This window comes from Luteibacter jiangsuensis (assembly GCF_030812295.1).
In the GTDB taxonomy this organism is placed as follows: domain Bacteria; phylum Pseudomonadota; class Gammaproteobacteria; order Xanthomonadales; family Rhodanobacteraceae; genus Luteibacter; species Luteibacter jiangsuensis_A.
Genome location: NZ_JAUSSK010000001.1, coordinates 347,606 through 360,294, shown reverse-complemented (window position 1 = coordinate 360,294; position 12,689 = coordinate 347,606). Strand labels below are relative to the sequence as shown.

The 12,689-nt window shown below is 68.8% G+C and carries 3 protein-coding genes; all 3 read right to left on the bottom strand.

Going from position 1 to position 12,689, the window contains the following annotated elements; all coding sequences use genetic code 11:
- Positions 1–2: 2 nt before the first annotated feature.
- From J2T07_RS01615 to J2T07_RS01605, 3 genes are read right to left on the bottom strand one after another with little or no spacing between them, the layout of a single operon-like run.
- Positions 3–782: an efflux RND transporter periplasmic adaptor subunit gene (locus tag J2T07_RS01615; protein WP_306846812.1), complete on the bottom strand. Its 780-nt coding sequence runs from the start codon at positions 780–782 to the stop codon at positions 3–5.
- Between the two features lie 11 nt (positions 783–793).
- Positions 794–2,716: a TolC family protein gene (locus tag J2T07_RS01610; protein ID WP_306846811.1), complete on the bottom strand. Its 1,923-nt coding sequence runs from the start codon at positions 2,714–2,716 to the stop codon at positions 794–796.
- A 56-nt stretch (positions 2,717–2,772) separates the two neighbouring features.
- Positions 2,773–12,417 carry a cadherin-like domain-containing protein gene (locus J2T07_RS01605; RefSeq protein ID WP_306846810.1) on the bottom strand — a complete coding sequence of 3,215 codons (9,645 nt, stop codon included), beginning with the start codon at positions 12,415–12,417 and terminating at the stop codon, positions 2,773–2,775.
- Positions 12,418–12,689 lie beyond the last annotated feature (272 nt).

Here is a 12,689-nt window from a genome sequence, read left to right as displayed (position 1 = left end):
TTTCAGCCCTGCCCGGCGCTCTTCGCCGGCGTCGCCCGGCCGCTCATGCCCGGCAGGACGCGGCTCGTATCGCCTTCGAAATCGGCTTCGATCTCGATGGTCTGGCTCACCGCGTCCACCCGGCCGCTGAGGCGCGTCACGGTGAGCGGATGGTGTTCGCCGGTCTCGTCGACGGCGGCATCCAGATGTGCGCCCGGCTTGAGCCAGCCGATCCAGCTGGACGGCACGTTCAGCCGCGCCTTCGGCGTGCCGGTACCGACCAGTTCGATCACAGGGGCACCCGGCGACACGCCCTGCCCTTCCTTCACGTGGATGCGCGCCACGCGGCCGTCGAACGGCGCCACGAAGCGGCACTGCGCCAGTTGCGCGTCGAAGATGCGCATCTGGCTGCGCGTGCGATTGACGTCGGCGGCGGTGAGTTCGACTTCCAGCGCGGCGGCCGACTGCAGGCCCTGCAACTTCGCCTTCGCCTCGTAGCGCAGCTGCGCCGCCTTGTATTCGGCGTCGGCGGCCGCACGCCGGGCATCCACGTCGCTGCAATCGAGCGAAGCCAGCACCTTGCCCTTCGCGACGGTATCGCCCAACTGCACGTAGACGCGCGCGACGCGTCCGCCGGCCACGGCGGACAACGGGCTTTCCCGGTCCGCCACCACGAGGAAGCGCACGGGCGCCTGGGTCGACGCCGCCGTCGGCGCGGATTGAGCCTGCGCGGAGACAGCGCAAGGCAACCCCAATGCGAGTACGGCGCTGAAGGCGGCGAACGTCATCGCCTTCGGAATCATCGTTGCGTCCTTCATGGCCGGGCCGTGGCCGCCGTTTCCGGTGCGGCCGCCAGGCGACGCACTTCCGCCATCACCGAGAGCGCGGCGGCTTCGGCCAGGGCGATCACCGAACGTGTGCTGGCGTCATCGGGAAGGAAGCTGCGGTAGCTCTGCGTCAGCAGGCGCTTGCCGGCCGTGTCCTGCACCGTCACGTCCCACTGCGCGCGCGTCGCCGCCTTGCTGGGCGTGGCGCTGTAATGCAGTTCCATGGCGAGGCTGTCGGCACCGTTGCCAAGGGCCAGCCGGTTGCCGGTCATCACCTTGCCCACGGCGTCGCGCACCGCCACGCCATCCACGCGCGCCGGCAGGCCGGTCACGCTGAGCTGGATCGGCCGGTCCACCGCCACGGCGTCGGCGGACTGCGTGAACACGTGCTTCTCACCGTCGACCAGGCTGGCCTGAATCGCCTTGGACAGGGTCGGCACGTCGCTGCCCGCGACCTGCTCCGGCATCAGGTCGATGCCAACGGAGTTGAGCACGCGGCCATATGCCGACTGTGCCGCCGCATAAGACGAAGCCTCCTGGAAGCGCGAGACCATCGAGCGCGCCTGCGTGCGCAGCGTTTCCAGTTCGCTGGTGAGCTGGTTGTTGGAGCCGGCGCGGGCCACGCTCGCGAGACGCTGGTCCACCTGCGCGGATTCCTGGGCGAGCTGGTGATCGTAGACGGCCAGCTTGTAGCGCTCCACCGAGACACGCACCTGGGTCAGCACGGCCATGCTGAGCGCCATGCGGCGGGCGTCGTCCACCTTCATCCGCGCTTCGTTGGTGCGCTTGATCGCGGGCAGCCCGGCGAGGCGGATCAGGTTCATCGACATGCTGATGCCGCCCTGCGTCCAGTTCTCGTTGTACAGGTAGCTGTTGGAGTCATAGCCGATGCCGCCGAACAGGTTGAGGTTCGGGAACAGCGCGGCGATCTGCTTCTTGGTCTCGATCGCGTCGATGCGCGCCTTGTAGTCTTCCTCGCGCAGCTCCGGGCGCTGCTCCAGTGCCATCTGTTCCAGCTGGTCGAGGTTGGACGGAACCTGGGAGAGCCCCGTCTCGGTGGCGTCGGCCAGCGTGAACTGCGTGCCGGGTGCCAGGTTCATCAGGGCGGCCAGTTCGCGCCGTGCGAACTCCATCTCCTGGCGCTTCTCGTTCACCAGGGTCATGGCGTCGAGCAACGCGCGCTGGTATTCCAGCCCTTCGACCGGCGGCAGGACGCCGGCACGCTCGGCCTGGCGGGTCTTCTCCAGCGCGGCCTGAATGTTGTCGGCCAGCACCTGGGTCTCGCCGAGCAGGCGCTGCGCACCGAGCGCACGCCAGTAGGCGTCGCGCACGTCCTGCACGATGTTCTGCAGGACCTTGCGGCGGCGCTCGTCGGTGACGTTGACGTCGTCGGCCTGCTGCTTCGCCCGGTAGTAGCTCAGGCCGAAGTCGAGCACGTCCCACGACAGCGTCGCGTCGGCGAGGTAATGCACGCGCTCTTCGGACGTGGAGGGACGCAGGCTGACGATGCGGTCCTCGATGCCGATGCTGGTGCCACCGGAGTCGTTGCTGCGCCAGCGGTAGCCGGCGTCGGCGGTCAGCTTGGGCAGCATGTCGAGCTGGGAGACGTCGAGCAGGCCGCGCGACAGCGCGGTCTCCATCAGCTTGAGCCGATAGTCGAGGTTGTACTTGAGCGACCGCGCCATGACGTCGGACAAGGTCAGCGGAGCGCCGATCGGCTCCTGGTCCTTGTACATCGCCTGCTGGTCGTTCTTGACCCGCGTGGCGACCTCGTCATGGGTTAGCGGCTTGGGCTTGACGGCGCCACAACCGGTAAGGAACACGGCGAGGGCCAGCGAGGCGACCAGTGGCGCACGGCGCATGGCGAAAGTCGTCGGTGTGGTGGTCTTCATGGCATGGATGTGGTGCATGGAGATTCGGTCCTTGTGAACGTGGGCCGGCGATGCGTGGATCGCCGGGCTCGCGATTAGTGGCGTGGCTGCGTGGGTGCGGGTGCGGAGGCCAACGGCATGGCGGCGGCCTTGGCCATCGCCGCGATCTGTGCCGTCAGCGATGGCGCACCGGCCGGCGTGGACGCCGGTGGTGGCACACGCATGGTGGTGGGTACCTCATGGGCAGGCCTGGTCGCAGGCTGCGTCCGCTCGGCGTGTGCCTCGTTCGTTTTCTCCAGATCCTGGATGCGCGTCGGCGAGAACGGCGAGAAGTCGTCCCACAACACGCTCGAGCCCAGTCCGAAATCGTTGAGGGCGACTCGCGCGCGGCTATGCGCCTCGGCGAGCAACTGGCGCGAGAAGGCCACGCCATCACGCAGCACGTGCTGGGTGTTCGACGGGTCCAGCGGCGCGTCGCCGAGGTCCGAGGTGGCGTCGTAGCGGCCGGTGATCCACTGGTTGTGCCAGCGCATCGTGTCGCCTTGCGACTGGTCCACCGCCGGCAGGACGAACAGGCCTGGCTCGTAACCCTGGCGGATATCGCGCGTGGTCCGGTCGTAGGCGACAGGGAAGATCTGGTCGCCCCAGCGTGCCTGCATCGGCGGCGTCGTGCCCTGGATCGTGATGGTGAGGCGTGCTTCGCTCACGTCGCCGTCGGCATCCGTGATGGTGTAGACGAACACCTCGCTCAGCGTGCGGCTGGCGTCGAGCGCGCTCACCCTCGGGTTGTGGACGTCGAGCTGGTACGTGTACGAGCCGTCCGCGTTGAGGATCAGCGTGCCGAACTCGCCACGGCTGCCGCCACCGATCGTGCCGGACGTGCCGAGGTTGGCCGATACCACGCCGGTGAGCGGGCCACCGGCCGCCGGACCGTCGGCACCGATCCGGTCGGAACCGTCGTGCGAGGGGCCCTTGCCGGTGAACACGTTGCCACTGGCGCCGGTCTGTCCGGCATCCTGGACGATGGTGGCGCTGTCGTCGTGCGCGACGGGCACGTCGTCGGCGATGTCGACCACCAGCCTGCCGGTGGACACGCCACCGGTCACGTCGGTGACACCCAGCGCGATGACATCGCTGGTGGCCGTCGAACCGGGCTGCTGCAACGCATGGTCGAGCGTGTACGTGTAATCGAGCGTACCCGCCGTCGCCACGCCATTCACCGTCGAGGTGGCGGTGAAGCCGGTGAGCACGAGTGTGCCGTCCGGCGTGACGATGGTGACCGGATGCTGCGGGCTCAGCGCGGACAACTGCTCCGGCGTAAGCGTGGTGCCGCCCACGGTGACGCTGGCGAGGCCGTCCAGGGCACTCAGGTCGATATGGCCACTGGTAGTGTCGCTGCTGCCGCCATCGACCAGGCCCGGCTCGCCGACCGCCGCGTGGCCGCCGACGTTGCCGTCCCGGTCCACGGGGACGATCGACGGGTTGCCGTCGGTCACGCCGCCGATCGTGATGGTCAACGTCGCGGTGCTGCTGTCGCCGTCGGCATCGGTGATGACGTAGGTGAAGGTTTCGGTGAGCGTTTGCCCGTCCTTCAGTGCGTTCACCGCCGGGTTGTCGTTGTCGAGCGCGTAGCTGTAGCTGCCGTCGGCGTTGAGCGTGAGCGTGCCGTAGCTGCCCCCGAGCGGCGAACCGACCGATCCCGCCGTGCCGTGGAAACCGACCGCGCTGACCGGCGTGGCAGTGCCGTCGGCACCGACGCGGTCGTTGACGAGCACCGACCCGGTGACACCGGCGGTGTTCTCGGTGACGGCCGCCGTGTCGTCGCGGGCCGTCGGCACATCGTCGACGATGTTCACGACGAGGGTTCCCGCCGCCGTGTCGCCACCGGCGTCGGTGACGGTCAGCGCGATGCTCTCGGTGCTATCGGTGGCACCTGGCTGGGAGGCCGCGCGATCCAGCGTGTAGGTATAGCTGAGCGTGCCCGCTGTCGGAACGCCGCCGACGATCGAGGTCGGGTTGAAGCCGGTGAGCACGAGCGTGCCATCCGGCGTCGTGATGCTGACCGGCGAACCGCTGCCGAGCGCGGCGAGCTGCGCGGTGGTGAGCGTGGTGCCGCCCACCGTCACGCTGGCCAGCCCATCGTCGGCGGTCAGTTCGATGCTGCCGGTGGTGACCTGCGACCCATCGTGATCGACCAGGCCCGCCTCGATGACCGTGGCGTGACCGGCCGCCCCGCCATTGCCGTCCACGGGCACGATCGACGGCGCGCTGTCGGTATGGCCATGGATGGTGATGGTCAGCGTCGTGGTGCTGGTGTCGCCGTCCGCGTCGACGATGGTGTAGCTGTAGACGTCGGTAAGCGTCTGCCCGTCCTTCAAGGCGTTCACGGCGGCGTTGCCGTTGTCCAGCGCGTAACCATAGCTGCCGTCGGCGTTGAGCGTGAGCGTACCGTACTGGCCGGCCACGCCCGTGCCGACGCTGCCGGCGAGGGGGCCGCCTGCCGTGCCGGCGGCGACGCCCGCCACCGGCGAAGCGATTCCGTCGGCGCCGAGGCGGTCGGCGATATCGCCCGGACCCGTCGCGGAGACGACGTTGCCATTGACGACCGCCGTGCCGTCCTCGCCGATGTCGGCGCTATCGGGACGGGCGGTCGGGGCATCGTCCACGATGTTGACCACGAGGGTGCCCGCGGCACTGCCGCCACCGGCATCGGTGACGGACAAGGCGATGTCGTCGGTGCTGTGGTCCGTGCCGGGTTGGGCGATGGATCCGCCCAAGGTGTAGGTATAGGTGAGCGTGCCCGCGGTCGGCACGCCTCCGACCTCGGCGGTCGCCGTGAAGCCGGTCAGCACGAGCGTGCCATGTGCCGTCGCGATGGTCGCCGGGGTGCCGGCGCTCAACGCGGCGAGTTGGGCGGCGGTGAGCGTCGTGCCGCCCACGGTAATGCTGACGAGGCCGTCCGGCGCGGAGATGGCGACGGTATCCGTCGCGTCACGCGCCTGCCCTGCCGGACCGTCCGGGGTCAGGCCCGACTCCCACACCGTGGTTTCGCCGGTGGTGTTCACGCCATTGCCGGCGCCATTGCCGTCGTGCGGCACGACGGCGGGACCGCCGTCGGTATGACCCACGATGGTGATGGTCAACGTCGTGGTGCTTGTATCGCCGTCCGCGTCGGTGATCGTGTAGGTATAGACCTCGGTGCGCGTCTCGCCATCCTTCAAGGCGTTGACGACGGGGTTGGCGTTGTCCAGCGTATAGCTGTAGCTGCCGTCCGCGTTCAGCGTGAGCGAGCCGTATTGCCCCGCGATCGCCGCGCCGACATTGCCGCTGACCGGCCCACCCGCGTTGCCGAACACCACGCCGGACACCGGCGTCGGCGTGGCATCGCCGCCCACGTGGTCGGCACCGCCGCCGGTGAGCACGACATTGCCCGTGGCGGGCGCACCGTCTTCATCCACCGTGTTCGTGTCGGCGTGCGCGACGGGCACGTCGTCGGCGATATCCACCGTGATGCTGCCGCTGTCCGTGAAACCGGCGCTGTCACGCGTGGCGATCGCGATCGTCTCGCTGCTGCCGGTGGCGCCCGGCTGGTCCACGGGACCGTTGAGGCTGTAGTGATAGACGAGCGTGCCGTGGCCCGCATCCGCACCGGGAAGGTAGCCGGTGACGACCAGCGTGCCGTGATCGGTCTGGATCGTGCGCTCGGCGAGCGGCACGTTGGCGATGTCCTGCAGCTGCGCCAGCGTGAGCGTGACGGAATGACCCGCGCCCGCGGCCGGATCGCCGATCGTCACGCTGTCCAGGCCGTTGAACAGGGCGAAGCTTTCGGTTCCGTCCACGCCCTGGCTGCCGCTGTTGTCGGCCAACCCGGCCTCGCCGACCTGGGTGCGGCTGCTGACGGTGACATCGAAGACGCGCGTGGTGACGAGCGCGTTCGACGAACCCGCTTCGCCGTCGGCGTAGCCGTACTGGTCGCCGGCGGTGCTGGGATCGCTACCCGCGTTCGAGGCGGCATCGCCGTCGAGCGTCGGCCGGTCCGGGCGGCTGCCGTGGTTGCCGTTGTCGTTCACGGCCACCTGCACCTGGAAGGTGCCGTTCCAGTACGCGTTGTTGTCCCCCGCTTCCGCCGACGGCAACTGCACGCCCACCGCGTTGATCGCCGACTGCACCTGGTCGATGGAACCGGTGATGGTGATGGTGCTGCGGCCCTGGCCATCGGTGCCGAAGGTGTAGGTGGCACCGGCATAGGTGCCGGAGGTCGCCGTGGACCCGTTGACGTCGTGGATGGTGAAGCCGTTCTGCAGCGTCACCGTGGCGGTGATGCTGTCGGTGCCGGCATCGGGATCGGCCAGGGTGATGTGGCTGAGCGTGTACAGGCCGGCGGCGCTTTCATCGGCTCCGTTGGGCCCGGTGATACCGATCGCGGTCGGGTTGTTGATCGAGGACGGGAACACCACCCGGTACGACGAGGCGACGTTCTGGGTGAGCCCGCCGGGCACGGCCGCATACGGGTCGACACCTGCCGTCGGTACGGCCTGGGTACCGTTGGCGGCGGCGTTCTCGCCACCGTTGGCGGCACCGGAACCGTCAAGGTTTCCGCTGGCCGTGTCGCGCAGGCGATCGTCGGCGATCACTTCCACGCGATACGACTGGTCGGCATTGGCGAGATCGCCGCCGATCGACACCTGCAAGCCGGCGAGATAATCGTTCACCTGTTGCCGCGTGCCGCGAATGACCAGCGCGGCATCGGTCCCGTCGTAGGTGCCGTCCACCGTCGCGCCGGACGTACCGCCGCTGCTCGATCCCAGCACGATGTTCGCGTAGGCCGACTGCGCCAGCGGATTGCCGGCGGCATCGGTGACGCGCACGGTGACCTGCATGAAATCCTGTTCGCCCTGCGTGATCCCGCCGCCATCGGTGTAGTCGACGTCGCCCACCACGAAGCCACCCACCGCCGTGCTGCCGTTCAGATAGACGGTGCCCGCGCCCGCCGTCACGGTCGGCGCGTCGTTCACGGCGACGATGTCGAGCGCGACCTGGATGTCGGCCGGGTTGTTGGCGACGCTTCCCTCGCCGGTATCGCCACCGATCGCCGAGCCCGTGTCGTCGAAGTGCAGCGTGACGGTGACATCGCCCGCGGCGGCACCGTTCGTGTCGTGGTTGACGTTGGCGGCGCTGCGATAGGTGAGACCGTTGGTCGCGTCGTTGAGCAACGCCTGGATGTCGCTGGCACGGCCGGTCAGGACCAGCGTACCGGTGTTGTCGCCACTGATGGTGACGGCGAGGCTGCCCGGCGCGCTCGGCGTGAAGCTGGTCTGGTTGCCGCCGCCACCGATGCCGAGCGTGCCGCTGGGCACGGTCACGCGCACCGTCACCGGCGTATCGAACGCGGCCGACTCGGGATCGGCCACGACGAAGCCGCCACCGATGTGGGTCGCCTGGTCTTCGTACACGGTGCCGCTGGTGGGACCGGTCAGGGTGCCCGGCTCGTTCACGCTGGACGCGCGGACCACCACGGCGGCGGCGGCGATGTCGCCGCTGTTGGTGGGCGCCGCGTCGCTGTACCAGTCGTAGTTCGTGGCATCGATGGGCGTGGTCGCACCGCCGGTACCCGGCGTCGCCGGCTGGTTCACGTCGCCGCCGTTCGCGCCGCCGACGAGGTTGCCGCTGGCATCGCGCAGGCGATCGTCCGCGATCACCTGTACCTGGTATTTCGCGTCGCGGTCGCCGGCGAAGTTCACGGTGAGCCCGGCCAGCGCGGCGTTGACCTGCGCGCGCGTGCCGCTCAGCACGAGGTAGTCGCCACCGCCGTTCTTGTCGCCATCCACGACCGCGCCGCCACCGGCCGCATAGCCGATCGTGACGCCATCGGCGGTGTATTCGGCGGCCGAGAACGCGCTGCCGTCGGCATGCAACAGGCGTACGGTGACCTGGAGGTAGTCGGTCTCGCCGCCGCCGACGGTGGTGAGATCGGGATCGGCCACGCTGAAACCCGGCACCGGGTTGAACTGCGGGTCCGCGCTGTCGAGGTCGACCGGTCCGGCCGGCGCGGTGACCTTCGGCGCATCGTTGGTGGGATCGGTGTAGACCCAGAACTCGTTGCCCGCCTGCTCCTTGTCACCGTCGGAGACGGTGAAGAAGAAGCGGTCGTCGGGTGCCGACGGATAGCTGGCGCCGGTGGATTCGGTACCGTCGTTGAGGTAGTAGATGCGGCCGGCCGCGACGTCCGCCTGGGTGAAGGACGATCCGGCACCGAGGATGTGGAAGGTCACGCCGCCATCGGTGGAGTACGCCAGCTTGCCGTGCGCCGGTCCGCCGGTGATGGTGTATTGCACCTGCTCGGCGGAACTGTCCGGATCGTAGGCCTGGAGCATGGCCGTGGTGATCTGGCCATAGCCGCCTTCCACGACGGTGAGCGGATTGTTGACCGGGGCACCGCCGATGTTGTTGGGCGAATCGGCGGGCACCGTCGGATCGGCCAGCGTCGGGTCCTTCGCGATCTGCGGCGCGTCGTTGACGTTGGTGATCTGGATCGTGACGGTGGCGTCCGTGGCCGAGCGGGCGCCCCAGCGATCCTGCGCCTCGACGGTGAAGCTGGCGCTGCGCACTTCCGAGCCGTTGCTGACGAAGCGCAGGCCCGTGGTGCCCGCGCTGCCGGTGATGATGGACGCGTCGAGCAAGGTGTTCGCGGTCACGTCCTGCCAGCTCGCGCCACCGTCGGTCGAGTATTGCAGCTTGCCACCCGCGGGCAGGCTGGTGATGACGAACTTCAGCGCGTTCGCGCCCGTGGCGTCGTTGTTGTACGCGTAGTTGGGGCTGCCGTCGGGAAGTGTCGGCGAGTTCTCGAGATAACTCGCGCTGGCCGCATCGTCCGGATCGGCCAGGCCGAGCTGCCCCGTGGTGATATAGGCGATCTCGCCTTCGTTGATCACCGTGGTGGACGAGCCGACGACCGTCGGCAGGTCGTTGGTCGGCGTCACGTAGATATCGAACGAGGGTTCCCAGCTGTCCACGACCGCCTGCCCGTTCTGCACGGTGACCAGACCGGCGGAAACGGAGAAATTGGCCGTGGCGTGGAAGTCTTCGCTGGCACCGTCGTGCTGGAAGCGGACACGCCCCGCATCGAGGTCGGCCTGGGTGAACGTGCCATAGGTGGCGACGTCGACCCAGGTGCCGTTCACCTGCTTCTGCAGCGTGCCGGCGGTGCCGGTGCCCGCGCCGTCGCTGGTGAACCCGAGGAAGGTGTAGACCACCTGCGACGGGTCCACGCCTTCGGCGGTATAGCTGAGCCCCGGCATGGTGCTGAAGTCGGTCGGCTGCCCGTTCGTCGTCGTGCCGTGGAGCACGATGGTGCCACCTTCGGACACGCTGCCGATGGCGTTGCCGGACGGATCGACACCCGCATAGGTGGATTGCTGCTCCCCCGTGGTCACATCGTGGACCGGGAAACCGCCACCGTTGCCGTCGGGTGTCGGTGCAAGAGCGATGGTGAAGGTGTAATCGCGCAACGTGTCCGTGGAGGCACCACCGGTGTAGTCGCCACCGATGCGCGTGAAGGTGGTGCCGTCGGCGTTCCAGCGCAGCGCGGTGGTGTTGTCCACCACCTGGAAATGGAAGGTGTCCTGTTGGCCCGCCGTGGCGCCGGTCACCTGCACGTACTGCACGCGGCCGGCGCGCACGTCGGCCATGGTGAAGGTGGCGCCGTCCTTCAGTTCCTCGCCATTGAGCAGCAGGTAGCCGTGGGTGAGCCCGGCCTGGCTGGTGACGAAGCTGATGTTCTGCTCCGGCGAATCGACATCCGTCGCGCCGAGCATGGCCGTCGTGAGCACGACCGAATACGCGCCCGCGCTACCGTTGCCCGCGGCGGTCACGGTTGCCGTACGCGTGCTGCCGACGTCCAGCGAGGGGTCGTCGTCCACGGCGTGGACGTCGAGCATGATCGTGCCATCGGCGCTGCCCGGCGTGCCGGTGCCACCGCCGAGATCGGTGACGCGCACGCCATAGCTGTCCTGGGTGACGCCGTCGACACCGTCGTTGCGATAGGTGAGCAGGTTCCGGTTGGCGTAGTCGAAGCTTTGGCCAACGGTGACCGCGACGCCGTTGTAGTAAAGCGTGCCGTGCGTGGGCAGCGCCGTGATGGTGACCTGCAGCGCCGTGTCCTGCGGATCGCCACCGCTGCCGGCGACGATGTACTGGCCCACGTTGCCCGTGTCCACGGCGTTGGCCGGCTGGCCTTCATAGACCATGCCGGTGCCACCGACGGTCGGGGCCTGGTTCACCGGCTGAACCGCCAGGCTGACGTGCACGGTGGCGGAACGGTCGAGCGGCGTCGCACCGTCGTTGACCCGGGCGTCGAAGCCGTCCGCGGTGTCCTGGTTAGCGCCGGTGGCCGTGTGCACGTAGCTCAGGCGGCCGTCGATCACGTCCTGCTGGGTGAACACGGAACCCGCGCCGAGGCGGTTGCCGTCGAGCGTGAGGTAACCGTACTGAGGCAGCGCCGTGAGGCTGTAGACGATCTGGCTGGCGGACTGCGTGCCGATGGTCACTTCCGCATCGGAGGCGGCCAGCGTGTCGGCACCGATCACGGTGACGCTCGGGCTGTCGCCGGCACCGACTTCCAGTACCGTCTTGGTGGCGTCGGGTACGGCCACCGGATCGTTCGAAGGCGTGATGGTGACATCGAGCGAGCGCGTCGCCGAGAGCGACTGCGCATCGGTGACGGTGACATCGATGGTCGTGCGCGCGGCGGTATTGCCCAACTCGACGTCGGCCGCGACGAAGCTGAGCTGGTTGAGCCACGCGTTGGCCTCGGCGACGGTACCGGTGAACCGGTAGCCGCCCGCGACCGCCGTGGCGGCCGTTCCCGTGACCAGGGTGCCCTTGCCGGGGTCCGCGACGACGGCGGTGACCGTCACCCGGTCGCCACCGACGCCATCGTCGACGATCGACCATCCACTGAGCGTGCCGCGGTCCGCACCCGCGGCGTTGAGCGCGCTGGGTTCGGAAACGGTGAGGCCGGTGCTGGTGGTGCCGATGCTCGGCGCGACCAGCAGGCCGTCGTAGTCGAGTGCGAGCGAGCGGGTCTCGATGTGTCCCACCGAGCTTTCCAGCACCCAGTCGCCGCCGAGCGCGGCGGCGCCGGTGGCGTCGGTGGACGAGGCCACGTCGGCTTGGGTCAGGCGGCCCAGCTGGGTGACCAGCGCGTTGTCCTGGTGCGACACGTCGCAGCCGTAGAGAAGGATGTCACCGTTGGTCGAAAGCGCTGCGCCGATGTCGCCAAGCTGGCTTGCATACGCGGCGATGTTGCCCGCCGTCACGGTGTCGGTGCCCAGCGAAATGGAATCGCTGGCGCCATGGCTGATGATGTGGATCGCCGCGATGTCGTGTTCGCCGCGCAGCGCGTCGGCGATCTGCGCCAGGCCCGAGGACTTGTCGTCCAGCACCACCACCTGGCCGCCCGGCGGCAGCTGGGCAACCAGCGACTGCCAGTTCGCCACGCTCTGATCGATGACGTAGACCTGGGTCGGTGCCGGCGCACTGGGTGCCGGCGGCGGCGCGGCATGGCCCGGCTGCTCCACGGCGGCGCTGTGGAACTTGCCCGCCTCATGCGCCGCTTCCGCGGGATCGACATGGTGGCTGGCCGCTTCCACGAGCGCGGCACCGTCGTACATCTGGCGCGGCTCCAACGCATAGCGGTGGGAACGCGGACGGAAGAGGTTCGGTGACTTTGTCCCTGGCATGGGATCGCCTTCAAGGTAACGGGGCATGACGTTGGCCGACGGGCTCCATCCCGAATGCCCTGGGGCTTTCGGGAAATCGGTATCGGCGTGAAGCTGTGATTTACGTCACAGCGGCGGCGCCGATGCTATGCATGGACGCTCGCGCTGAGAAGGCGGCGGCGTGGGAAATTGCGTCATGCCCGGCGTGACGATCGTCCGCTCCGGCAAAGGTGCGAGGGTGCGGCTTCGCGGGTACGGGGCGGCCAGGCCCCATCCGTCGCCATGGTGGCGTC